Consider the following 22,347-nt stretch of genomic DNA (forward strand, 5'->3'; position numbering starts at 1 on the left):
ATTATAACGGGCGAGTAATGCCGGCGGCCGTCCGTCAGACCCGGAACCTGGCCGTTTCGGCGCTCAGGTTGCGCGCGGTGTCGAGCAGCGATTGCGCGGCCACCGCGGTCGTACGCATGCTCGAACCGGTGTCTTCGACCTGGTTGGCGATGCGTTCGACCTGCTGCGCCAGCGAGGTGCTGGCCTCGCTCTGCTCGCGGGTCGAGGCGGCGACGTCGCGGACCAGGCCTTGTGCTGCCCGCGAACCTTCGGCGATGCGGTGCAGCAGCTCGGTCGTCTCGCCGGCGGTGGCGCGTGCCTGCTCGGCTTCCGGCAGGGCGGCGTCCATGACCCGGGCGGCGTTGAGCGTTTCGCTCTGGATCCGGTCCACGACGCCGGAGATTTCCAGGGTTGCCTTCTCGGTGCGTTCGGCGAGGACGCGCACCTCGTCGGCGACGACCGCGAAGCCGCGGCCCTGTTCGCCGGCGCGGGCGGCTTCGATGGCGGCGTTGAGGGCGAGCAGGTTGGTCTGGCCGGCGATGTCCTTGATCACCGAGGCGATGCGGGCGACTTCCTGAGCGTTGGCCGACAGCGTGCGCACCTTCTCGGCGGCTTCGCCGACGGTTCCGGCCATCGTCGCGATATTGGCGGCGACGGTCTCGACGCTGCGCTCGCCCTGGACCGCGAGTTCGGCGGCGCTGCTGGCATGCTCTTCGGTTTCGCCGGCATTGCTGGAAACGTGGGTGATCGAGACGGTCAGCTCTTCCATCGCTGCCGCCATCGTCTGCGTCGCGTCGGTCTGCGCCGAGGCCGCATCGGCGACGCGGGCCGAGGTGTCGGAAATCTCCTGCGCCGCGCTCGCCACCTGGGTGGCGTTGCGCGAGATGTTGGCCATCATCCGGCGCAGGCTCTCGACCAGTTGGTTGAGTTCGCCGAGCAGGCTGCCTGCCGGCGTATGTTCGATCGACACGGTCAGGTCGCCGGCCGCGACCTTGCTCATCGTCGCCACCGCCACCGCCGGTTCACCGCCGATCTGGGCGAGCAGCGAGCGCGCCACCCACCAGGTGATGCCGCCGACGAACAGCAGGATCAGGCCGATGACGATGCCGGCGTTGCGCAATTGCTGGTAGAACAGCGCGTCGAGATCGTCGATGTACAGCCCGGTGCCGACCACCCAATCCCAGGGGGCGAAGTGCTCGACGCGTTGCAGCTTGGGCACCAGCGCTTCGCTGCCCGGCCTGGCGGTCTGCGTTTCGGTGAAGCCGGTCTTGTCGAGCGCGGTCTTGACCAGGTCGCGGACGGTGTAATTGCCTTGCTTGTCCTGGCGGTCCCAATGGCTCTTGCCGACATACTCGGGACGGACCGGGTGCATGACGTTCATGCCCTTGCTGTCATAGACGTAGAAATATTCGGGCCCGAGGTAGCGCATGCCGCGCAATGCGTCGGTTGCGTGCTTCTGCGCCTGTTCGCGGCTGAGTTCGCCCTTGGCCTCCTGTTCCTGGAAAGCCTTGATCGTACTGGTGGCGATGTCGATGGCGGCGTTCAGCGTCGCCTTGCGGTCTTCGAGCAGTTGTGCGCGCAGGTGCAGGACCTGGAAGGTGCCGAGCAAGAGCAGGCCGAGCAGGGCGATCAGGACGGACAGGGTGAGTCGTCCCTTCATGCTGGAAAAGCTGAAAATGCCCATGCTTTCCTCCTTGGTGTGAGCGGATATCTATGTGTTTTTTTCTGACCAGAATATGGCAGGGGGAGCGTGCTTGTCCATTGATGATTGAAGATGGGGCGAGGGCGAGGTTCAACGCCCGGACGATGGCCGAATATAATGCCGCTCCATGTCTGCCCATACCCGCAAGCCCGCGTCGCGCGACGACGTCGCCCTGACCACCCTGACCGCCGATGCCCGCCGCCTGCGCGCGCTGCAGCGCGACCTGCCACGGTCGACCGGCGACAAGCGGCAAAAACTCCAGGCCGACCTGGAAAAACTGCTCGCCGCCTCGCAGGCTGCCGTCGCCGAACGGCGCGGCAAGCTGCCGCAACCGGAATTCCAGCCCGACCTGCCGGTCAATGAGCGGCGCGACGAAATCGCCAGGCTGATCGCCGACAACCAGGTGGTCATCGTCTGCGGCGAAACCGGTTCGGGCAAGACGACGCAGTTGCCGAAAATCTGCCTCGACCTCGGCATCGGCGCCCGTGGCCTGATCGGCCACACGCAGCCGCGCCGGCTGGCTGCCCGTTCGGTGGCGACGCGCCTGGCGCAGGAACTGAAGACCCAGGTCGGCGCCGGCGTTGGCGTGAAGATCCGCTTCCACGACAAGTCGACCGCCGATAGCTGGGTCAAGCTGATGACCGACGGCATCCTGCTCGCCGAGTCGCAAAGTGATCCTTACCTGAACGCCTACGAGGCGATCATCATCGACGAGGCGCACGAGCGCAGCCTGAACATCGACTTCCTGCTCGGCTACCTGAAGCAGTTGCTGCCGCGCCGGCCCGATCTCAAGGTGATCATCACCTCGGCGACCATCGACGCCGAGCGCTTCTCGCAGCATTTCAGTGGTGCGCCGGTGATCGAAGTGTCCGGCCGCCTCTACCCGGTCGAAGTGCGCCATCGCCCGGTCGAAGACATCGACAAGAAGGACGACGAGCGCGATCTCTACGACGCCATTGTCGATGCCGCCGACGAACTGGCCCGCGTCGGCTCCGGCGACATCCTCGTCTTTCTGCCCGGCGAACGCGAAATCCGAGAGGCGGCAGAGGCCTTGCGCAAGCATGCCCTGGCTCGTCCGGGCTTGAGTACCGCGCACGCGCCGGAAATCCTGCCGCTGTTCTCGCGCCTGTCGGCCGGCGAGCAGGACCGCATCTTCAAGCCCTCGGGCGGCCAGCGGCGCATCGTGCTGGCCACCAACGTCGCCGAAACCTCGCTCACCGTGCCGGGCATCCGCTACGTCATCGACACCGGCCTGGCGCGGGTCAAACGCTACTCCTACCGCAACAAGGTCGAGCAGTTGCAGGTCGAGAAGATTTCGCAGGCGGCGGCCCGCCAGCGTGCTGGCCGCTGCGGCCGGGTGGCAGCGGGCGTGTGCATCCGCTTGTACGACGAGGCCGATTTCAACGCGCGGCCGCCGTTCACCGACCCGGAAATCCTGCGCTCGTCGCTGGCCGGCGTCATCCTGCGCATGAAGTCGCTGCGCTTGACCGACGTCGAGAGCTTCCCCTTCATCGAGCCGCCGCCGGCCAAGGCGATCAGCGACGGCTACGCGCTGTTGCAGGAACTCGGCGCGCTCGACGATGAAAACCGCCTGACCAAGGTCGGCGAGGCGCTGGCGAAACTGCCGCTCGATCCGCGCATCGGCCGCATGCTGGTCGCCGCCCGCGACCTCGGCTGCCTCAAGGAAGTGCTGGTCATCGCCGCCGGGCTGTCCACGCAGGACCCGCGTGAACGGCCGCAGGAGCGGCAGCAGGCGGCGGACGAGAAGCACAAGCTGTTTGCCGACGAGAAGTCGGAATTCCTGAGTTGGGTCAAACTCTGGCAGTGGTTCCAGAACGCCGTCGAGCACAAGAAATCGAACAAGTCGCTGGTCGACACCTGCCACGCGCACTTCCTCTCCTACTTGCGCCTGCGCGAATGGCGCGAGGTACATGGCCAGTTGCACGCGATGGTGACCGAGCTGGGCTGGAAGGAAAACGACATCCCCGGCACCTACGACGCCATCCACATGGCGCTGCTGTCCGGCCTGCTCGGCAACATCGGCTGCAAGTCGGACGAGTCCGGCTACTACCTCGGCGCGCGCGGCATCCGCTTCCTCATCCACCCGTCGTCGCCGCTGCAGAAGAAGGCCGGCAAGTGGATCATGGCCGCCGAGATCACCGAGACGACCCGCCTGTTCGGGCGCTGCGTGGCGCGCATCGAGGATGCCTGGATCGAGAAAGTGGGCGCTCACCTCATCAAGCGCCAGTACTTCGATCCGCACTGGGAAAAGAAGGCGATGCAGGTCGCCGGCTGGGAGCGCACGACGCTCTACGGGATCGTCATCAACCCCAAGCGGCGCATCCATTACGGCCCGCTGGCGCCAGCCGAGGCGCGCGAGATCTTCATCCGTCAGGGGTTGGTTGCTGAGGAAATCGAGGAAAGCTTTGCCAAGCGCTGGCCCTTCTTCCAGCACAACCAGAAGCAGATCCGCGAGATCGAGAAGATCGAGCACAAGCAGCGCCGCCAGGACGTGCTGGTCGACGACGAGCTGATCTTCGCCTTCTACGATCACCTGATCCCGGAAGACATCCACAACGGCGCCACCTTCGACCACTGGCGCAAGACCGCCGAGCAGGAGAACGCCAAGCTGCTGTTCCTGGCCAAGGACGACCTGATGCGCCACTCGGCGGCCGGCGTCACCACCGAGGCCTTCCCGCACAAGCTCAAGGCCGGTGGCGTGGAGTATGCGCTCACTTATCACTTCGAGCCGGGCTCGCCGAGGGACGGTGTCACGCTGACGCTGCCGCTGGCGCAACTCAACCAGATTCCGGCGGCGCGCATGGAATGGCTGGTGCCGGGCCTGATCAAGGAAAAGCTGGTGCAGTTGATCAAGACGCTGCCGCAGAAAATCCGCGCCAAGCTGGTGCCGGTGCCGGAATTCGTCGAGGAATTCCTGGCCGCTGTCGAAGGCAACGACCGCAAGCTCAACCAGGGCATCATCAACCCGCTGATCGAATTCATTCTCGAAGCGCGCGGACTGAACGCGCGCGGCTGGGCGGTGACGCCTGACGCCTTCCGACCTGACGCGCTGCCGCCGCACTTCTCGATGAACTACAAGCTGATCGACGAACACGGCCGGCAGCTCGACATGAACCGTAGCCTGGTCGCGCTGCGCGGTGAATGGGGCAAGGAAGCGAAGGAGGAATTCGCCGAACTGCACGAAACGCCGTCCGAATACACCCAACTGACCGACTGGACTTTCGGCGAACTGCCAGAGTTGATGGAAGTCCCGGTCGGCAAGCAGACGGTGATCGGCTATCCGGCGCTGATCGACGACGGCGAAACGGTCAGTTTGAAAGTCTTCGATTCCGCCGAGGAAGCCGCCGACGCGCACCGCAAGGGCCTGTCGCGCCTGTTCATGCTGCAGTTCAAGGAGCAGGTGAAGTACTTCGACAAGAACGTCCCCGGACTGACCCAGATGGCGATGCAGTTCATGGCGCTGGGCAGCAGCGACGACCTGAAGCGGCAGATCGTCGAACTGACCTTCGAGCGTGCCTGCCTGACCGAACCGCTGCCGACCACGCCGGAGGCGTTCAAGGCGCGCTGTGCCGAGGCCAAGGCGCGGCTCGGGCTGATCATGCAGGAAGTCTGCCGCCTGGTCGGCACCGTGCTCAGCGAATGGCAGGCGGTGACGAAGAAGCTGCCGGCGTTCAAGGCGCAGGCGGCGGCTGTCGCCGACATCGAGGCGCAACTGAAGCGGCTGATCGGCAAGACCTTCGTCGTCGACACGCCGTTCGAGCGTTTGCAACACTATCCGCGCTATTTCAAGGCGGTTGGCGTGCGGCTCGACAAACTGAAGGCCAACCCGGCGCGCGACGCCCAGTTGATGGCCGAGTACGCGCCGTTGTGGACCAACTACGAACGCCGTGCGATCCAGTTGGCGAAGATGGGCGCGGTCGATCCGCAGGTCGAACAGTTCCGCTGGCTGCTGGAAGAGCTGCGCGTCGGCCTCTACGCGCAGGAGTTGCGCACGCCGGTGCCGGTGTCGGTGAAACGCTTGCAGAAGCAATGGGAGGGCATTCGCAATGGCTGAAATCATGCTGGCGCTGGCGAGAACTTTCGCCAGCCTGAGGAGCGGCCGGGTCTGGCTGTACGTGCTGACGCCGGCGCTGTGCGCCCTGCTGCTCACCATCGCGCTGGCGGTATGGGGGCTGGGCTGGTTGGCAGAGCAACTGCTCGTGCTGCCGCCGATGACCTGGCTCGCCGCCTGGGGGCTGGTCTGGCTGGCCACCTTCCTGGCCTGGCTGGGCGGCTGGCTGGCGATCTTCGCCGTCGCCTACCTGTGTGCCTCGCTGCTCGCGGCGATCGTCATCATGCCGCTGTTGCTCACGCATCTGTCGGAAACCGAGTACCGCGACCTGGCCGCGATGGGGCGCGACAGCTTCGTCGCCGCCACGGTCAACAGCCTGGGGGCGGCGCTGATCTTCGTCGTCGCCTGGCTGGCGACCATTCCGCTGTGGCTGATTCCCGGCCTGTCGCTGCTCATTCCGCTGCTGCTGATGGCCTGGCTCAACCGGCGCACCTTCGCCTACGACGCGCTGTCGCTGCACGCGAGCGACGCCGAATGGGCCAGCCTGCGGAACCAGCACAAGCTGCCGCTGTTCCTGCTCGGCCTGGTCATGGCAGTGCTTGCCCATGTGCCGGTGCTCGGCCTGCTGGTGCCGGCGCTGGCCGCGCTATCATTTGTCCATTACGGGCTGGAAGCCCTGCGTCGCGCGCGCGGCGGCGCCATCGTCAGCATTCGGGGAGAACGTCCATGAGTCGTACTTTTGGCGCCGTCATCATCGGCGACGAAATCCTGTCCGGCAAACGCCAGGACAAGCACTTCGCGAAGATCGCCGAGCTGCTCGGCGCGCGCGGCCTGCAACTGTCCTGGGTCGAATACCTGGGCGACGACCGGCAGCGCCTGACCGACACCTTCAAGCGCACGATGGCTGCCGGCGACGTCGTCTTTTCCTGCGGCGGCATCGGCAACACGCCCGACGACCACACCCGACAGGCGGTGGCGGCGGCGCTCGGCGTCGAGCTTGAACTGCACCCGGCAGGTTTCGAGGAACTGAAAGTGCGCTTCGCCAACGAGGAAATCACCGAACAGCGCAAGCTGCTGGTCACCTTCCCGCGCGGCGTGCGCATCGTGCCCAACCCGTTCAACCGCATCCCGGGGTTCATGGCCAACGAGCACTATTTCGTGCCCGGCTTCCCGCAGATGGCGCACCCGATGATCGAGTGGGCGCTCGACAGCTTCTACCGGGACGAATTCAAGGCGGTCGGCGACAAGGTCGAGAAAGCCTTCCTGCTGACCGGGCCGAACGCCTACGAGAGCGCGCTGCTTGATCTGATGGAGCGCATCGTAGCCGCCTACCCGAGCCTGCGCCTGTTCTCGCTGCCCTCGCTGGTCGGCCACGAACGCCGGCACCTGGAGCTGGGCGTCGAAGGCGCGCCAGCGCTGGTCGAGCGGGCGATGGAGGAAATCCGCATCGAGATCGAAAAGCGCGGCATCACCTGGCGCTGGCGGGAGGCCGCATGAAGCCGGCTGAACATCCCACCGCCCAGCGCACCCAGCAATTGCTCGCCGCCGCCGGGCTGGCCGGCAGCGTGGTCGAATTCGAGCAGCCGACCCGGACCAGCGCCGAAGCGGCAGCGGCAATTGGCTGTTCGGTGGCCGAGATCGCCAAGTCCATCGTCTTTCGCGGCAAGGAAAGCGGGCAGGCGGTGCTGGTCGTCGCCAGCGGCGACAACCGCGTCTGCGAGCGCAAGGTGGCGGCGCTGGTCGGCGAGAAGCTTGGTCGCGCCGATGCCGACTTTGTCCGTGCGGCAACCGGCTATGCCATCGGCGGCGTCGCCCCGCTCGGTCACGCGCAACCGCTGCGCCTGCTGCTCGACCGCGACCTGCAGCGCTTCACGCAGATCTGGGCGGCCGGCGGCACACCGTATTCGGTTTTTCCGCTGACGCCGGCAGAGCTAGCCGCGATTACCGCCGCTGACTGGCGGGACATTCGCCAGGATTGAATCCAGGCAATAAAAAACCCGCGACTGGCGCGGGTTTTCGGGGTTGGGGTTGGGTGGCGCCGGTTTTATTTGGTGGCGCTCTTGCGTGCTGCGGCGGTCGCGCTGGCCTTGGCCGGGGCGGTTGCCTTGGTGGCGGCCTGCATGTTCGCTTCGGCGATGTCGGACAGTTGCTTGGCCATCGAGTTCATCTGGCCGAAAGCCTTGGTCGAGGCGTCGAGCATGGTCTGCATGGTCGCCGCGAACACATCGCCGCCGACCGGCGTCGCGCTCTTCGCCTTTTCCACGGCGCTGGCAGCGGTCTGCTGGAAGTTGCTGTACTGGGCTTCCATCACCGAGGTGACTTCCTTCTGCATTTCGGTAACCAGGTCGTAGAGGCTGCGGGAATAATCCATCAGCTTCTCGGTGCTCGGCTGGGACAGTTCGCTGCCCAGTTTGGCGACGGCGTTGGCGTCCTTGGCGGCGAGCAGTTGCTGGGTGCTGGCAACCGTCGTGTTGAAGAACTCGCGGGTCGCTGCCATGTTCAGGGCGGTCAAGCGCTCGAGGCCGTTGAAGGCGGTGCGCATGAGGGCGGTCATCACTTCGGCGTTGGCTTTCTGTGCTGCGGTCAGTTGCTCAAGGTTCGGGTTGCTCATCGTTATCTCCAGCGTGCGTGTTATAGGTGGTTGGGATGAAACAAAGCCTCCGCCCGGAGGCGGAGGCCTGGATGCAACAACTTACTTCTTCTTGGGCGCGGCGGTGGCGCTGACCGCCTTGACAGTGGCGTTGGTGGCGGCGGCAACGTTGGCTTCGGCAATCTCGGCAACCTGCTTGGCGGCCTTGTTCATGTTGTCGAAGGCCGAGTTGGCGGCAGCGATGGCGCTCTTGACGGCGGCGACGGCAACGTCGGAACCGGCCGGGGCAGACTTGGCGGCTTGATCGAGCAGACCGGAGACGGTCTTCTGGAAGTCGGCGAACTGGCCTTCGACCATCTTCGACAGTTCTTCCTGGGTCTGGGCGGAAATTTCATAGACGCTGCGCGAGTAGGCGACGGCCTTCTCGACGTTCGGCTGGGCCAGCGAGGCCTGGATCGACAGGGCTTCCTGGACGTCCTTGGCACCCATCAGGGCCTTGGCGCCGGAGACGGAGTCTTCCATCAGCGAACGGGCGGTGTTCAGATTGAGGGCAGCGATGCGCTCGGCGGAAGCCAGCGCGGTGTTGGCGAGGGAAAGCAGGGAATCGACGGTGGCTTTGTTGGCAGCGGCGAATTGCTCGGGCGTCTTGAACATGGGGATCTCCGGAAAGAAAGGTCTGGCAGAACTGGGTGGCCTTGGCAGTGCCCTTCGCTTCGCGTTGCTGCACCGCACCATGTCTTTGATTATAGACGAGCGCGTCAACTTGTCAATACTTTTATTGTGCACTGCACAAACCGGGTAAATCCTTTTGAATCAGCGATGTGATAAATGACAATAGAATATTGTCATTGGTCTTTCGGGTCAATGTTGCCGGCGCTGCGCAGTTGCAGGTTGTCGCCGCGCGCACTCGGCCGGCTCGGTTCGCTACCCTTGCTGCGCGGTTGGATCACCGCCCGCACGCGGGGTGTGGCGCCCTTGGGGTCGCGGGATTCGCCGGCGCTGGCGAGGAACTTCTCGCTGACCGCGTCGTACCAGATGTAGTCGCCGCGGACTTCGTCCTCGCCGGCGCGGATGTGGGCGCGATGGAAAAGTTCGGCGATCTCGCTGTTGCTGTCGTACTCGATGCGTTCGGCTTCGCCCTCGACGTAGTCCTCGCGGCCGTCGCGCTTCTGGCGGAAGCTGGCCTTGCCGCCCGGCGGCGCGAAGGCGATGCCCTTCTGGAAGCCGTAACGGTCTTCGCTGACGATGATGCGTGCCGCCTTGATCATCAGCGTGCCCTTGCTGATGACGACGTCGCCTTCGAGGATCTGCTGCTTCTTGGCGTCGTCGATCGAAATCCGGCTGGCTTCGAGCAGCATCGGCTTGTCGCGGTCGGCCTTTTCGGCGAAGGCGGGCGGGCAGCCCAGGAAGATGGCGGCAAGCAGGGCGGTGCGAAGGATCATGGCTTGGCTCTGGCTGATAGGTAGCGACCGCGGACCTGCGAGCGCAGTTCGAAGGTCGAAGCCTTGTTGTCGATGCGGGCGCCGATGCCGCTGATTTGCGAGGCGCCCAGGGTGATGGTCATGGCCTGGTCGGTATGGGCGGTGCCCGCTTCCGGCTCGACGGTGAGTGCCGGGGTTCGGGCATTCAGTTCGGGGCGCTTGTCGGTGGAGGCGCGGACGATTTCCACGTCGCCTTCGAGGCGGATCGTTTCGCCACGGGCGGTGACTGTCGCCCGGCCGGCGGTCAGGGTGAGCGGCGGGGCATCGTCGCGGTAGGCGAGCAGGCGCGGCGAAGTGATATGCGAGCTGTTGTCGTCGGGGAAGTGGTGCAATTGCGGTGCGCTCAGGCGGTATTGCAGTTTGCCCTGCTCGTCGAGGCGGCGGATTTCGAAATTCTCGACGACGGCATCGGCTTCGTGGGTTAGCGCACGCTTGCCCGGACGTGCTTCGTCCGGCGTCAGCGCGGCCTGCAGCCAGAAGCTGAGCCCGGCGAGCAGCGCCAGCAGGGTGATCGGGAAGAGTTGGCCGGACCAGTTCTTCATGGCAGGAAATCGGCGGTGGCCATCAGATGACCTTGGCGGTGAACAGGTCGTGCATGTTCAGCGCGCCCTGCAGTTTGCCTTGGTCGTCGCAGACGAGCAGCGCGTTGATGCGCAGGCGCTCCATCATCTCGACGGCTTCGACGGCCAGACGGTCGGCGCCGATGGTGCGGGGGGCGGCGGTCATCGCTTCGGCAATACTGGCGTCCTGGAGGTCGATGCGCTTTTCGAAGGCGCGGCGCAGGTCGCCGTCGGTGAAGATGCCGCCGGGCCGGTCTGCTGCGTTGACGATGGCGACCAGGCCGAGGCCGCCGCGCGACATGGCGACGATGGCCTCGCTGATCGGTGTTTCCGGCGCCACTGCGGGCACCCGGTCGCGTGGCCGCATGACGTCGCGGACGTGGGTCAGCAGGCGGCGGCCCAGCGAGCCGCCGGGGTGCGAGCGGGCGAAATCCTCCGGGCCGAAGCCGCGGGCGTCGAGCAGGGCGACCGCCAGCGCGTCGCCGAGGGCCAGCGCGGCGGTGGTCGAGGCGGTCGGCGCCAGGTTGAGCGGACAGGCTTCCTGGGCGACGCCGGCGTCGAGGTGGACGTCGGCCTCGCGGGCCAGTGTCGAGGCCGGGTTGCCGGTCATCGCGATGACCCGGGCGCCCTGGCGCTTGAGCGCCGGCAGGATGCGCAGCAATTCTTCCGACTCGCCGGAATTGGAGAGGGCGAGCAGGATGTCGTGGCGGGTGATCATGCCGAGGTCGCCGTGGCTGGCTTCGGCGGGATGGACGAAGTAGGCCGGGGTGCCGGTGCTGGCCATGGTGGCGGCGATCTTGCGCGCGATGTGCCCCGATTTGCCCATGCCGCTGACGATCAGGCGTCCACTGCTGTCGAGGATGAGTTTGACGGCGGCGGCAAAACTGTCGTCGATCCGCATGCTCAGTGCATCGACCGCTGCCGCCTCGATGGCGAGCGTCTGCCGGCCCAGCAGCAGGGCGCGTTCCGGCGAAAAACTGGCGGGCGACGGATTTGGGTTCATGGGCGGGCTGCGGTTATGATGGCCGGAGTATACCTGACTTCATCAAGCCCGATTTGAGCGCCCTTTCCCTCGTCCTCTTGCTGCTCGGTGCCTCGGTTTTCGCCGTGGTCATCTGCCGCCGTTTCAATTTGCCGCCGGTGCTCGGTTACCTGGCGGTCGGCAGCATCATCGGGCCGCACGCGCTCAACCTGATGTCGGACATCCATCGTGCCGAATACCTGGCCGAATTCGGCGTCGTCTTCCTGATGTTCTCGATCGGCCTCGAATTCTCGCTGCCCAAGCTCTACGCGATGAAACGCATCGTCTTCGGGCTGGGCCTGCTGCAGGTGCTGCTGACCATGCTGGTCGTGCTGCTCCTGGTGTTGGCGCTGGGTATCGGCTGGCAACTGGGCATCGCGCTGGGGGCGGTGTTCGCGATGTCGTCGACGGCGGTGCTGAGCAAGTTGCTGGCGGAACGGATGCAGCTCGATTCACCGCATGGCCGGCAGATCGTCGGCGTGCTGCTGTTCCAGGACCTGGCCGTGGTGCCGCTGCTGGTCCTGCTGCCGTCGCTGACCGAGTCGCCGGAGAAGCTGGCGATGCTGATGGGCGTCGCCATGCTCAAGGCGGCGGCGGTGCTGGCGCTGATCCTGGTGTTCGGCCAGAAGCTCATGCGCAAGTGGTTTCATTTCGTCGCCCGCGCCAAGTCGGCCGAGGTTTTCGTCCTCAACGTCCTGCTCATCACCCTCGGCCTGGCGACGATCACCGAGCACGCCGGACTGTCGCTGGCGCTGGGCGCCTTCGTCGCCGGCATGCTGATCGCCGAAACCGAGTTCCGCATGCAGGTGGAAGAGGACATCAAGCCTTTCCGCGACGTGCTGATGGGGCTGTTCTTCGTCACCATCGGCGTCAAGCTCGACCTCCATATCCTGGTCGGCCTGTGGTGGCAGGTGATGCTGGTGCTGGTCCTGCTGCTGGTGATGAAGGCGCTGATCGTCGGGCTCCTGTCGTGGAAGCTCGGCGTCTCGTCCGGCAACGCCATTCGCTCGGCGCTGTGGTTGTGCGCCGGCGGCGAATTCGGCTTCGTGCTGCTCGGCGTCATCACCCACCTGCCCAAGGAGATCGAGCAGGTGGTGCTGACTTCGCTGGTGTTGTCGATGCTGATCGCCCCATTCATCGTCCAGTACAGCGAGCGCCTGGTGATGCGCTTCGTCGCCAGCGAATGGCTGCTGCGTTCGATGCAGGTAACGCAGATTGCCGCCCAGTCGATGACCTCGGAAAAGCACGCGATCCTCTGCGGTTTCGGGCGCAACGGCCAGTATCTGGCGCGTTTCCTGGCTCAGGAGGGGATTCAGAGCATTGCCCTCGACCTCGATCCGGACCGCGTGCGCGAGGCGGCCGGCGGCGGCGAAAGCGTCGTCTTCGGCGACGCCGGGCGCAAGGAGGCGCTGATGGCGGCCGGCCTGATGCGCGCCAGCGTCGTCATCGTGACGATGAGCGACACGCCGCTGGCGGAGAAGGTGCTGCATCACGTCCAGGAAATGCGTCCCGACCTGCCGGTGGTGGTGCGTACCGCCGACGAGAAGGACATGAGCCGGCTGGCCAGCGCCGGTGCCGCCGAAGTCGTGCCGGAAACGCTGGAGGCCAGCCTGATGCTCGCCTCGCACGCGCTGGTCCTGGTCGGCGTGCCGATCAACCGCGTGCTCAAGCGCATCCGCCAGGTGCGCGGCCAGCGCTACCGGCTGCTGCGCGGCTTCTACCGGGGCTTCACCGACCGCGACGACGACGACAGCAGCCAGTCGCGTCTGCATTCGATCTGGCTGACGCCGGGGGCGGCGGCGATCGGTCAGACGCTCGGCGACCTCGGTCTGGAACTCCTCGGTTGCGAGGTCAGCGCCATTCGCCGGCGCGGCATCCGCGCCCTCGAACCGGCGCCGGAAACCCGGCTCGACGAGGGCGACGTCGTCGTCGTGCTCGGCACGCCAGGTGCCGTGGCGGCGGCCGAGGACCGCCTGCTCAAGCGCTGACGCGGACTACGCTTCCGGTCTGGCCCTGGCGCGCAGGCGGCGGCTGGCGGCCGGGCCGACGGCCTGCGGCATTTCCTCGCTGACCCGGTCCACCTGTTCGATGGCCGCCGCATTGATTTCATGCAGGGTCTGTTCGGCACCGTTCAGCGTCGTGCGCAGCGCGTCGAGGACGATCACGGTTTCCCACGGGCTGCTGCGTCCAACCCGCCGCAGATACGCGAAAACGATGCCGTCCAGGACGCGGACCTGCGCTTCGGTGCTGCGCAGCAGCGCCTTGTGGGCCTCGCCGAGCAGTTGCAGCGACTGGTCGAGCAGTTCGCCGGTACGGGGCAGGGTGTCGAGCCAGAGCGTGGCGGGGAACTGGGTCAGCAGGTCGAGCTGGCCGTGGGCGAGCTGGTGCCAGCGGCGGCTCGCATGTTCGATGCCGTCCCGGCTGGCGCCGGTGGCGATTGCGCAGGCGCGCTGGCTGGCGGCCAGATAGTGTGAGGAAAGGGCGAGCAGGTTGCTGAGCGCCTGCTCGCGGCTGGCGGCAATTTCCTGGGCGGACAAGAACATGGGAGGCTCCCGGCGGTGGCATGCCGGGAGTCTGGCGCCGCCATGTTGCAGGCCGATGACTCAGCCGATGCGGCGTACTCCGTCGGCCGTGCCGAGCAGCAGCAGATCGGCCGGGCGCAACGCGAACAGGCCGTTGGTGACGACGCCGACGATCTGGTTGATCTGCGCTTCCAGGCCTTTCGGGTCGGCGATGGTCAGGCCGCGCACGTCGAGGATCTGGTTGCCGTTGTCGGTGACGAAACCTTCGCGCAGCACCGGCAGGCCGCCGAGTTTTTCCAGTTCGCGGGCAACGTGGGCGCGCGCCATCGGGATCACTTCCACCGGCAGCGGGAACTTGCCCAGGGTATTCACCAGCTTGGAGCCGTCGGCGATGCAGACGAAGCGGTCGGCGACGGCGGCGACGATCTTCTCGCGGGTCAGCGCGCCGCCGCCGCCCTTGATCATGTTGAGGCCGGCGTCGATCTCGTCCGCCCCGTCCACATAGACCGGAATCCGGCTGACCTCGTTGAGGTCGAGTACCGGGATGCCGTGGCCGGCAAGGCGCTGGCGGGTCGCTTCGGAACTGGCGACGGCGCCGGCGATGCGGCCCTTCAGCGCGGCCAGCGCGTCGATGAAGAAGTTGGCCGTCGAACCGGTACCGACACCGATGATGGAACCGGCCGGCGTGGATTCGGCAACGTGGTCGGCAGCGGCCTGGGCGACCGCCTGCTTGAGTTCGTCCTGGGTCATGGGGAGCGTCTCCTGAAGGGGAATGCCGCGAATTCTACTGTCAAAAAAGTTTAATCCAGTGACAGTTTGAAATCGCCTAAACTGGATATACCGTTTTTCAAGGGAGAACCCGCTGTGACCAATACCAAGACAACCCCGAAGAGCTCCGTTACCGACGCCGACGCTGCCGATGCCGCTGCGGCGCCGGTAAGCGTTGCCGCAGCGCCGGCTGTTGCCAGGAAACCGCGCCCGCCGCGCAAGACGCCGTCGGTCGAGCAGACTGTCGCCAAGCATCAGCAGGCGCTGGCCGAAGCACTGGAAAAGGCCGAGGCGATCAGCTACGACCCGCCGCAGGCACCGAAGCCCGCCAAGGCGGCGAAAGCCAAGGCGGAGAAGGTCGACAAGACCGAGAAGCCGGAAAAGGCCGAGAAGCCGGCCAAGGCGAAGAAGCCGCGGCTGGTCCGCGACAGCTACGCGATGCCGGAAACCGAATACGCGCAGATTGCCGTACTCAAGAAGCGGATGCTTACGCTTGGCAGTGAAGCCAAGAAGAGCGAACTGCTGCGCGCCGGCATCGCCGTCCTGGCCGCGCTCAACGACGCCGAACTGAAGGCGGTGATGGCGCGCATCGAACGCATCAAGACCGGGCGGCCGGCGAAGAAGTGAAACCCGAGGCCGGCCGGTTGCCTACTGGCCGGCCTCGAAACGCAGGTAGGCGCGATTGACGTTGCCCCGGTGTAGGTCGTCGAAATTCTTCAGATGACGAAAGGCCGGGGCGTCGCTCAGTGCACCGACCGCGGCATCGACCCCCGCCATGTCCTCGGCGAACTTCTTCGTGCCGGCGACGACGAAAGCCAGGTAGTCGCCGGTTTCGCGTTGCGCCTGTGCCACGTTGCAGACCCGCCCGTGACCGGGAACGATGCGCGTCGGCTGCAGGGCGATCGCTTGCGTGAAAGCCTGTAGCCAGGTTTCGGCATTGCTCTCGGGGAGGATGCCGAGCAGGCGGTCGACGTAGATGTGATCGCCCGAGAACAGGATTTTCTCCTCGGGCAGCCAGACCACGGCATCGCCAGCGAAATGGGCATCGGCGAAATACCGTAGTTGCAGCGTCCGGCCACCCAGGGTCAGCGTCTGCGTCTCGCCGGCCAGCGGCTGGGCGGTCGGCGCGGGGAAAGTGCCGTTCATCTGTTCTTTCAACTCGCGGGCCAGTGCTTCGATCTGCCCCTTGCCGAGACGGGCTTGCGTCGTTGCCGTGCGTTGCAGCGCGATGATCCTGGCGCCTTGGGCGGCGAAGTAGCCATTGCCCAGCCAGCGGTGATCCTGGACACCGGTATTGATCACCCACTTGACCGGCTTGCCGGTCAGCTTTCTGGCCTCCGTTTCAAGGAGCTTGGCGGCGATGGACGATGCCCCGGAATCGATCAGGATCGCCCCCTCCGGCGTGTCGATCACCCCATAATTGGCGTTCAGGCCGTGGTTTTCGTAGAGGCGGCCGGCGGTCTGGCCGATCAGTGCGAAAACGCCGTTGCCGAGGGCGTCGACGGTGAATACGGGCTCGGCACGAAGCGTCTGGGCGAACAGCATCAAGGCGCCGGTCAGCGCCAGCAATATTTTCTTCATTGTCTCCTCCTTCGTGGGGGGATCAGTTTATAACCAGCTGCTGATCTTGGCCCGATCGGGGATGCCGCCAGCGTGCACCACCTTGCCGTCGACGACGACGCCCGGCGTCGACATCACCCCGTATTTCATGATTTCCGGCAAATTCTCGACCTTGCTCAGGGCGATGGGGACGCCCTTTTCGGCGGCAACCTCCTCGATCAGCTTGACGGTGTTGCGGCAGTTGGCACAGCCGGTACCGAGAACTTTGATGTCTTTCATGCTTCCGTCTCCTTAGAGGACGAGGTTGAACACGTAGCCGACGAGCAGGATGCCGGTGGCGACGACGCCAGCGAAAGTGGCGATGAGGGTGGGTTTGAGCGCCTTGCGCAGGATGATCATCTCCGGCGCCGAGAGCGCGATGACGCTCATCATGAAGGCGAGCACGGTACCGAGCGCGGCGCCCTTGCCGATCAGCGCCTCGACGATCGGGATGATGCCGGCGGCGTTGGCGTACATCGGCACGCCGAGCAGGACGGCGGCCGGCACCGCCCACCAGGCATCCTTGCCCATGAACGAGGCCATGAAGTCTTCCGGCACGTAGCCGTGGATACCGGCGCCCAGCGCGATGCCGGCGAGGATGTAAGGCCACACCCGGGCGACGATTTCGCGCACATGGTGCCAGCCAGCGGCGAAGCGCGCCGGCCAGTCGCCGACCGGGGCGCCGACCCAGCCGGCTTCGCCGCGCTGGATCTGCTGCACCCAGTCCTCCAGGTGACGTTCCATTTTCAAATGGCCGATGACCAGCCCGGCAACGATGGCGACCAGCAGCCCGAGGCCCAGGTAAAGCGCCGCCACCTGCCAGCCGAAGAGGCCGAAGAGCAAAGCCAGCGCCACCTCATTGACCATCGGCGCCGAGATCAGGAAGGAGAAAGTCACGCCGAGCGGCACGCCGGCCGACAGGAAACCGATGAACAGCGGCACCGCCGAGCACGAGCAGAACGGCGTGACGATGCCGAGCAAGGCCGCGAGCACGTTGCCGACCCCCTGACGGCGTCCGGAAAGCAGGGCGCGGGTGCGTTCCGGGGCGAAGAAGGTCTGCACCACGCCCATGAGGAAGACAATGCCGGTCAGCAACAACAGAACCTTCGGCGTGTCGTAAAAAAAGAAATGCAATGCTTCGCCGAAGTGGGTCTTGCGGTCCAGCCCGAACAGGCCGATCAGCCACTCGGCAAATTCATTCAGATGGCTGTAGGCGGCGAACCAGACGATGGCGGCAACGGCAATGCCGATCAACCAGGTGGCGGTATGCGGTGTCTGGGCGGAAGGCTGAGATTCGGACAGATTCATGATCATCGGAAAATGGAAGGGCACCAGGGGAGACGAAGGCAGGCGCAAAAAGACGCCGGGCCGGTGGCTTCTTTTTTCCGTTCGCCGCCAATTCAGTTTTCCTCCTTCTCCTGAATGCCCAGGCGGCGCATCTTTTCCCAGAGGGTTTTTCTGGCAATGCCGAGTGCTTCGGCGGTCTTCGTCATATGCCATTGGTGTTGGTCGAGCATGGCCTGCAGATAGTCCCTTTCGCAGTCGGCCAGGTAGTCGGCGAGCGACTGCGAGGGGGCTTCGTCGGCAATGTCGAGGCTGTCTCCGAAGAAGGCTTCCGCACCCAGCGAAGGGCTGGGGGAAAGGATGCAGGCCCGTTCGACGGCGTGCTTGAGTTCGCGAACATTCCCCGGCCAAGGGTAGGCAATCAAGGCCAGTTCGGTGCGCGGATCGATGCGGCGACGCGCTTCGGGGTGGTTGTGGTTGAAGGTGTCGACGAAATGCCGGAGAAACCAGCGGATGTCTTCCGGTCGTTCGCGGAGGGGCGGAATGCGGACATGAATGACGTTGATCCGATAGTAGAGGTCTTCACGGAACTGTCCGCTATCGACCATCGCCTTGAGGTCGCGATGGGTGGCGCAGACCAGGCGGAAACTGACGTTGATCCGCGATTCCCCGCCCAGGCGCTGGATCTGGTTTTCCTGCAGGACCCGGAGCAGCTTGGCCTGCATGGTTGGCGGCATGTCGCCGATTTCGTCGAGAAACAGCGTGCCACCGTCGGCTTGCTGGAAATAGCCACGCTTGACCCGGTTGGCGCCGGTGAAGGCGCCTTTTTCGTAGCCAAACAGTTCGGCTTCCAGCAGGGGGTCGGGAATGGCGGCGCAATTGACCGGTACGAAGGGTTTGTCTTCACCGGCAAGCCGGTGGAACAACTGCGCGACATGCTCTTTGCCGACCCCGGACTCGCCGTTGATCAATAGCGATGCCGAGTGATTGGCAAAGCGTGGCAGCGCCCGGGCGATGCGTTGCATGGCCGGCGAAACGCCCAGGGTACAGTCGCCGGTATCGCTGTTTTCGCCGTAATCCCTGGCCAGGGCCAGGGTCTTGGCGACCAGGACGTCGGGGTCGAAGGGTTTGGTGACATAGTCGGCGGCGCCGGCCTTGAGCAGTTCCACGGCGCGCTCGATGGCGCCGAAAGCGGTCATGAACAGGTACGGAGGCAAAGCCGGCAAGCGCTCGGACAAGGCAAGGAAGAGATCGCCGCCATCGCGGTCGGGGAGGCGGATGTCGCTGACGACCACGCTGTAGCGCCGGGTTTCCAGCGCGCTGCTGGCGCTTGCGGCATCCTTCCACCAGTCGACCTCGAAGCCCTCCAGTTCGAAGCGTTGGGATAGCGATTCGCCCATGATTTCGTCATCTTCGATGAGGCAGAGCATGGGGTGCTTGTCAGAGGTATTGCGCATAGGGAATGTCCAGTTTGAAGCGAGTGATTCCCGGGGAACTCTCGACTTCGATATTGCCCGCCAGTTGTTGAACAATCTGGTAGACGATCCACAAGCCAAGGCCATTTCCCTTGTCATTGTGGGTTGCGAAAGGCTCGAACAGGGTATCCATCCTCTCCCGGGGGATGAATTCGCCATCGTTGCTGACGGTGATCCGCAGGCTGTTGTCGGCAACGGCCAGCGCAAGATCGACCTGGCCGTCCTTGCCGGCGGCCGAAACCGCGTTGAGCATCAGGTTGAGCAATATCTGACGGATCAAGGTGGCAGGTAGCGGGACCATGCCGAGCAAGCCATCGGCGACACTGATGCGGACCGCATTGCCATGGGTTTGTCCCTCGACAAGAATCACCACGTCCTGAATGTCTTCCGGCGAGAACGGCCGATCCTGGGGTTTGGTTTCGACCAGCAGCGCCGAGACCGTATGGCGAATCTGGGTCAGGCCCCGGGCCAGCAGGGAGAGGGTGCTGACCGCCATCGGGTCGGTCTTTGCGCCATGCTTCTGGTAGGTGTTGATGGCGGTGATCATGCCGGCCAGCGGGTTGTTGATTTCGTGGGCAATGCCGGCCGTCAGCCGGCCCAGCGCGGCGAGGCGTTCCGATACCAGCATCTGGTTTTCCAGTTCCTGCTTCTTTTTCAGTTCGGTCACCATGCGCCGGAACGACTGGGCGAGCTGGCCGATTTCGTCGCCACTGGCGGGGAGGTCGGCGAGCTGGGTTTCCGCCAGCTCTTCAGGAACCCGGCGCATGGCTTCGGCCAGCCGCAGCAGCGGTTCTCCCGTGCGGGCGGCCCACATCCACGATACCGGCACAATGACGCACAGCACCAGTAGGGTGACCAGGGCGGCACGCGTGACGAGTCCGGCGAAGCGGGGCACGAAGGAGACTTTGGAGTAGCCCAGGATGACATGGCCGAGGGTTACGCCGTCCGCCACCAGTGGCGTCATGACGAAATAGAGCGGCGAGCCGTTCGGTTCGACGACACTCTGGCGCGCGCTGTCGCCGGCCAGGAGGGCCTGGCGCAATTGCGCATAGGCGCTGCCCTGGGTCGCGGGGCTGCTGCCGATCGGGAATTCCTTCGGTTTCGTCGACACGAAGACCTTGAAATCGGCTGTCGTCACCAGGACGATTTCGGCCTGCAGCTCCGGGGCGACGGGATGGTTTTCCCTGACCGACTGCAGGATTTCGTAGGCACGCCAGATGTCGTCATGCAGCACCGGGGCGACCAGGGTATTGGCCAGCACCCGGCCCAGGCTCTTGGCGTGGCCGACGACATTCTGGCGAATCTCCTCGTATTCCCAGGTGACCAGCGCGGCGGTCACGGCGATTGCGGTGCCGAGAACGGCGCCCATGACGCGCAGCGGGATTTTCCAGCGGAGCGAGAGCGTGCGGCGGGAAATCACTTGCGTTTCACCTGCCTGGCCATCTCGGCGATGCCGTCGTACAACTCGGGCCTGGCCGGGGCGAAACCGTCCAGGCGCAGGCGGTGCAGGAGTTCGGCGCCGACGACATCCTCACTCATGTGCAGCAATACCGCCCGCAATTGCTCAAGTTCGCGCGGCGAGATGTCGCCGCGGGCGACGAAAGGCGGGTGGCCGAGAAGGGGCGAGCGGTCGCAGATGCGCGTCGCCTTCGTCAGATCGGGGCGGAACTCGGCCAGGGTTTCCCAGACGTATCCGTCAACTGCCCCGCCCTGGGCGAGGCCGATGCCAACCGCTTCCACGACTTTGCGATGCGCCCAGGTGAAGAAGCTCCGGGCGAAGAAGTTCTCCGGATTTTCTCCCCGACTGGCCAGGAGATACTGGGGGTAAAGGTAGCCCGAGTTCGAGTCGGGGTCCGAGAAGGCAAAAATCTTTCCCTTGAGATCGAACAGGTTCCGGGTGTGTGCATCGTCCGAGGGGACGATCAGGTAGGACTGGTAGTAGGGCTGACCCCGCCACAAGGGAACCGCCACCAGTTGCAGTTCGCTGCTGAAACGAACGTAGGGGTAGCCGCACAGCCAGGCAAAGTCCAGTTTCCCCGCGCGCAGCAGCTCGACGATTTCCCGGTAGCTGCCTCGCTGGACGAAGGCAACGGGTTTTGCCAGCGCCAGTTCCAGCCAGCTACGCCATTTTTCCAGGAAGCTGACCTGATCATCGAGGAAAACCGGCGTCAGGCCGATTCGGATGCCTCCGCCGGGCTCGCCCACGGCCGGCGCCGCAGTCATCGCGGCGGCCAGGGCGAGCAGCAAATGGCGGCGGGAAGCAGAAAAATCTGGCCGAAGATTGGAGGGCATGGGCTTGATGATAAGACAGGCTTGGCACGACTTGCCAGCATCGAAAATCCCGCCGTTACCCCGGCGGAACACCTTGCGTTGCAGCAATTCGCGCCCTTGTTACCGATTGGTAACGGACGGTTTACAAAGCGGTTTGTCGTTTCTGGTGCAAGCCGTTGTTTATTGGAGAACTTTCGCCGCTCGCCTGGTTCTGGCCCGGATGTTGCGAATATTCAACGGCTGTTTCGCCAGGGGGAGTTTCCCGCGGACAGTTTCCTGCATCCAGAGAGGAGAGGCGCAGATGAGCGAAGAACTGAGAGTTTCGGCGATCGAGACCAGGGGCGTGGCGGGCAAGAAGCGCTATGCCATGGTGGTCGATACTCGCCGCTGTATCGGTTGCATGGCCTGTCAGGTGGCCTGCAAGGCGGAGTACGACACGCCGCTGGGAGTGAATCGAACCTGGGTACCGTACAAGGTCGTCGGCAAGTATCCGAATGTCAAGAAGCAGTTCCTGCCCCGCCTGTGCAACCACTGCGACGATCCTCCCTGCGTCCGCAATTGTCCGGTCGAAGCGACCTTCAAGGTGGAGGATGGTGGCTTCGTTTTGCAGCGCTACGAGCGCTGCATCGGCTGTCGCAGTTGCATGGCAGCCTGTCCCTACAACGCGCGTTTCATGTTGCCCTCGCATCGGACCTACACGCCGATCACCAGCGTCGTGGACAAGTGCACGTTCTGCTTCCACCGGGTAACCCAGAATCTGGTGCCGGCCTGCGTGCAGACCTGCATCGGGCGTTCCCGCGTGTTCGGTGACCTCAACGATCCGAACAGCGAGGTTTCCTATCTGGTGGCCAAGAACGCGACCCAGGTCCTGCGTCCCGAGGAGGGTACCAAGCCCCATGTCTTCTACATCGGTGCCGACCGAAACGCCACTGAATTCGGGCGTGACGCTTACAGCAAGCCGGAAGTCATGGAACAGGAACGTGACGCCTTCAAGCGCCACTTCAAAATCTAAGGGAGCTCATC

The 22,347-nt window shown here is 64.9% G+C and carries 21 protein-coding genes; 7 read left to right on the forward strand and 14 right to left on the reverse strand.

Translation table 11 applies throughout. The features are described from left to right. Nucleotides 1-34: 34 nt before the first annotated feature. Nucleotides 35-1,663, reverse strand: a complete 1,629-nt coding sequence (locus AC0KWY_RS17190; protein ID WP_474026689.1) for a methyl-accepting chemotaxis protein — start codon at nt 1,661-1,663, stop codon at nt 35-37. Between the two features lie 145 nt (nt 1,664-1,808). Between AC0KWY_RS17190 and hrpA the strand changes: the two genes are divergently transcribed. From hrpA to AC0KWY_RS17210, 4 genes are read left to right on the forward strand one after another with little or no spacing between them, the layout of a single operon-like run. Next, entirely contained in the window at nt 1,809-5,756 is a 3,948-nt protein-coding gene (gene hrpA / locus AC0KWY_RS17195) for an ATP-dependent RNA helicase HrpA (RefSeq protein WP_474026690.1), read from the forward strand. Next, entirely contained in the window at nt 5,749-6,483 is a 735-nt protein-coding gene (locus tag AC0KWY_RS17200; RefSeq protein ID WP_474026691.1) for an EI24 domain-containing protein, read from the forward strand. The genes hrpA and AC0KWY_RS17200 overlap by 8 nt, the downstream gene beginning before the upstream one ends. Beyond that, nucleotides 6,480-7,250, forward strand: coding sequence for a competence/damage-inducible protein A (locus AC0KWY_RS17205; RefSeq protein WP_474026692.1), 771 nt, complete (start codon nt 6,480-6,482; stop codon nt 7,248-7,250). Before AC0KWY_RS17200 ends, AC0KWY_RS17205 begins: the two co-directional genes overlap by 4 nt. Next, a complete protein-coding gene (locus AC0KWY_RS17210) occupies nt 7,247-7,732 on the forward strand; it encodes a YbaK/EbsC family protein (RefSeq protein WP_474026693.1) in 486 nt (161 codons plus the stop codon). The genes AC0KWY_RS17205 and AC0KWY_RS17210 overlap by 4 nt, the downstream gene beginning before the upstream one ends. Before the next feature lie 65 nt (nt 7,733-7,797). Here AC0KWY_RS17210 and AC0KWY_RS17215 read toward each other — a convergent pair whose 3' ends face one another. The 5 genes from AC0KWY_RS17215 to AC0KWY_RS17235 all read right to left on the reverse strand — a co-directional run bounded on the left by AC0KWY_RS17215 (nt 7,798) and on the right by AC0KWY_RS17235 (nt 11,387). Beyond that, nucleotides 7,798-8,364, reverse strand: coding sequence for a phasin family protein (locus tag AC0KWY_RS17215; RefSeq protein ID WP_474026694.1), 567 nt, complete (start codon nt 8,362-8,364; stop codon nt 7,798-7,800). Nucleotides 8,365-8,445: 81 nt separating this feature from the next. After that, the gene (locus AC0KWY_RS17220) at nt 8,446-8,997 is read right to left on the reverse strand and encodes a phasin family protein (RefSeq protein WP_474026695.1); all 552 of its coding nucleotides are present in this window, start codon (nt 8,995-8,997) and stop codon (nt 8,446-8,448) included. 191 nt (nt 8,998-9,188) lie between these two features. Then, entirely contained in the window at nt 9,189-9,785 is a 597-nt protein-coding gene (gene lptA, locus AC0KWY_RS17225) for a lipopolysaccharide transport periplasmic protein LptA (RefSeq protein ID WP_474026696.1), read from the reverse strand. Further along, nucleotides 9,782-10,366: an LPS export ABC transporter periplasmic protein LptC gene (gene lptC, locus AC0KWY_RS17230; protein ID WP_474026697.1), complete on the reverse strand. Its 585-nt coding sequence runs from the start codon at nt 10,364-10,366 to the stop codon at nt 9,782-9,784. Before lptC ends, lptA begins: the two co-directional genes overlap by 4 nt. A 22-nt stretch (nt 10,367-10,388) precedes the next feature. After that, complete coding sequence (locus AC0KWY_RS17235) at nt 10,389-11,387, reverse strand: KpsF/GutQ family sugar-phosphate isomerase (RefSeq protein ID WP_474026698.1); 999 nt, start codon at nt 11,385-11,387, stop codon at nt 10,389-10,391. 53 nt (nt 11,388-11,440) lie between these two features. Between AC0KWY_RS17235 and AC0KWY_RS17240 the strand changes: the two genes are divergently transcribed. Further along, on the forward strand, nt 11,441-13,393 hold the full coding sequence (locus tag AC0KWY_RS17240) for a monovalent cation:proton antiporter family protein (protein WP_474026699.1): 1,953 nt from the start codon (nt 11,441-11,443) through the stop codon (nt 13,391-13,393). Nucleotides 13,394-13,399: 6 nt separating this feature from the next. Here AC0KWY_RS17240 and AC0KWY_RS17245 read toward each other — a convergent pair whose 3' ends face one another. Continuing rightward, nucleotides 13,400-13,948, reverse strand: coding sequence for a hypothetical protein (locus AC0KWY_RS17245; RefSeq protein ID WP_474026700.1), 549 nt, complete (start codon nt 13,946-13,948; stop codon nt 13,400-13,402). A 60-nt stretch (nt 13,949-14,008) separates the two neighbouring features. After that, a complete protein-coding gene (gene rpiA / locus AC0KWY_RS17250) occupies nt 14,009-14,677 on the reverse strand; it encodes a ribose-5-phosphate isomerase RpiA (RefSeq protein ID WP_474026701.1) in 669 nt (222 codons plus the stop codon). A gap of 114 nt (nt 14,678-14,791) precedes the next feature. Between rpiA and AC0KWY_RS17255 the strand changes: the two genes are divergently transcribed. Continuing rightward, nucleotides 14,792-15,322: a hypothetical protein gene (locus AC0KWY_RS17255; RefSeq protein WP_474026702.1), complete on the forward strand. Its 531-nt coding sequence runs from the start codon at nt 14,792-14,794 to the stop codon at nt 15,320-15,322. A 21-nt stretch (nt 15,323-15,343) separates the two neighbouring features. On the opposite strand, the gene AC0KWY_RS17260 is transcribed toward AC0KWY_RS17255, so the two are convergent. From AC0KWY_RS17260 to AC0KWY_RS17285, 6 genes are all read right to left on the reverse strand, one after another. Further along, a complete protein-coding gene (locus tag AC0KWY_RS17260) occupies nt 15,344-16,276 on the reverse strand; it encodes an MBL fold metallo-hydrolase (protein WP_474026703.1) in 933 nt (310 codons plus the stop codon). 27 nt (nt 16,277-16,303) lie between these two features. Then, the gene (locus AC0KWY_RS17265; protein WP_474026704.1) at nt 16,304-16,534 is read right to left on the reverse strand and encodes a thioredoxin family protein; all 231 of its coding nucleotides are present in this window, start codon (nt 16,532-16,534) and stop codon (nt 16,304-16,306) included. Nucleotides 16,535-16,546: 12 nt separating this feature from the next. Continuing rightward, the gene (locus AC0KWY_RS17270; RefSeq protein WP_474026705.1) at nt 16,547-17,602 is read right to left on the reverse strand and encodes a permease; all 1,056 of its coding nucleotides are present in this window, start codon (nt 17,600-17,602) and stop codon (nt 16,547-16,549) included. Between the two features lie 92 nt (nt 17,603-17,694). Then, a complete protein-coding gene (locus AC0KWY_RS17275) occupies nt 17,695-19,035 on the reverse strand; it encodes a sigma-54-dependent transcriptional regulator (RefSeq protein WP_474026706.1) in 1,341 nt (446 codons plus the stop codon). After that, nucleotides 19,019-20,473, reverse strand: coding sequence for a sensor histidine kinase (locus AC0KWY_RS17280; protein ID WP_474026707.1), 1,455 nt, complete (start codon nt 20,471-20,473; stop codon nt 19,019-19,021). Before AC0KWY_RS17280 ends, AC0KWY_RS17275 begins: the two co-directional genes overlap by 17 nt. Continuing rightward, complete coding sequence (locus AC0KWY_RS17285; RefSeq protein ID WP_474026708.1) at nt 20,470-21,345, reverse strand: substrate-binding domain-containing protein; 876 nt, start codon at nt 21,343-21,345, stop codon at nt 20,470-20,472. Before AC0KWY_RS17285 ends, AC0KWY_RS17280 begins: the two co-directional genes overlap by 4 nt. Before the next feature lie 280 nt (nt 21,346-21,625). Between AC0KWY_RS17285 and AC0KWY_RS17290 the strand changes: the two genes are divergently transcribed. Continuing rightward, on the forward strand, nt 21,626-22,336 hold the full coding sequence (locus tag AC0KWY_RS17290) for a 4Fe-4S dicluster domain-containing protein (RefSeq protein WP_474026709.1): 711 nt from the start codon (nt 21,626-21,628) through the stop codon (nt 22,334-22,336). The last annotated feature ends 11 nt before the right edge of the window (nt 22,337-22,347 follow it).

It is taken from the genome of Azonexus sp. MM2026_4 (assembly GCF_055901855.1).

What these genes read in the sequence shown, in the direction of transcription:
- AC0KWY_RS17190 (WP_474026689.1), bottom strand. Translation starts at nt 1,663, where the DNA reads ATGGGCATTTTCAGCTTTTCCAGCATGAAGGGACGACTCACCCTGTCC.
- hrpA (WP_474026690.1), top strand. Translation starts at nt 1,809, where the DNA reads ATGTCTGCCCATACCCGCAAGCCCGCGTCGCGCGACGACGTCGCCCTG.
- AC0KWY_RS17200 (WP_474026691.1), top strand. Translation starts at nt 5,749, where the DNA reads ATGGCTGAAATCATGCTGGCGCTGGCGAGAACTTTCGCCAGCCTGAGG.
- AC0KWY_RS17205 (WP_474026692.1), top strand. Translation starts at nt 6,480, where the DNA reads ATGAGTCGTACTTTTGGCGCCGTCATCATCGGCGACGAAATCCTGTCC.
- AC0KWY_RS17210 (WP_474026693.1), top strand. Translation starts at nt 7,247, where the DNA reads ATGAAGCCGGCTGAACATCCCACCGCCCAGCGCACCCAGCAATTGCTC.
- AC0KWY_RS17215 (WP_474026694.1), bottom strand. Translation starts at nt 8,364, where the DNA reads ATGAGCAACCCGAACCTTGAGCAACTGACCGCAGCACAGAAAGCCAAC.
- AC0KWY_RS17220 (WP_474026695.1), bottom strand. Translation starts at nt 8,997, where the DNA reads ATGTTCAAGACGCCCGAGCAATTCGCCGCTGCCAACAAAGCCACCGTC.
- lptA (WP_474026696.1), bottom strand. Translation starts at nt 9,785, where the DNA reads ATGATCCTTCGCACCGCCCTGCTTGCCGCCATCTTCCTGGGCTGCCCG.
- lptC (WP_474026697.1), bottom strand. Translation starts at nt 10,366, where the DNA reads ATGAAGAACTGGTCCGGCCAACTCTTCCCGATCACCCTGCTGGCGCTG.
- AC0KWY_RS17235 (WP_474026698.1), bottom strand. Translation starts at nt 11,387, where the DNA reads ATGAACCCAAATCCGTCGCCCGCCAGTTTTTCGCCGGAACGCGCCCTG.
- AC0KWY_RS17245 (WP_474026700.1), bottom strand. Translation starts at nt 13,948, where the DNA reads ATGTTCTTGTCCGCCCAGGAAATTGCCGCCAGCCGCGAGCAGGCGCTC.
- rpiA (WP_474026701.1), bottom strand. Translation starts at nt 14,677, where the DNA reads ATGACCCAGGACGAACTCAAGCAGGCGGTCGCCCAGGCCGCTGCCGAC.
- AC0KWY_RS17260 (WP_474026703.1), bottom strand. Translation starts at nt 16,276, where the DNA reads ATGAAGAAAATATTGCTGGCGCTGACCGGCGCCTTGATGCTGTTCGCC.
- AC0KWY_RS17265 (WP_474026704.1), bottom strand. Translation starts at nt 16,534, where the DNA reads ATGAAAGACATCAAAGTTCTCGGTACCGGCTGTGCCAACTGCCGCAAC.
- AC0KWY_RS17270 (WP_474026705.1), bottom strand. Translation starts at nt 17,602, where the DNA reads ATGAATCTGTCCGAATCTCAGCCTTCCGCCCAGACACCGCATACCGCC.
- AC0KWY_RS17275 (WP_474026706.1), bottom strand. Translation starts at nt 19,035, where the DNA reads ATGCGCAATACCTCTGACAAGCACCCCATGCTCTGCCTCATCGAAGAT.
- AC0KWY_RS17285 (WP_474026708.1), bottom strand. Translation starts at nt 21,345, where the DNA reads ATGCCCTCCAATCTTCGGCCAGATTTTTCTGCTTCCCGCCGCCATTTG.
- AC0KWY_RS17290 (WP_474026709.1), top strand. Translation starts at nt 21,626, where the DNA reads ATGAGCGAAGAACTGAGAGTTTCGGCGATCGAGACCAGGGGCGTGGCG.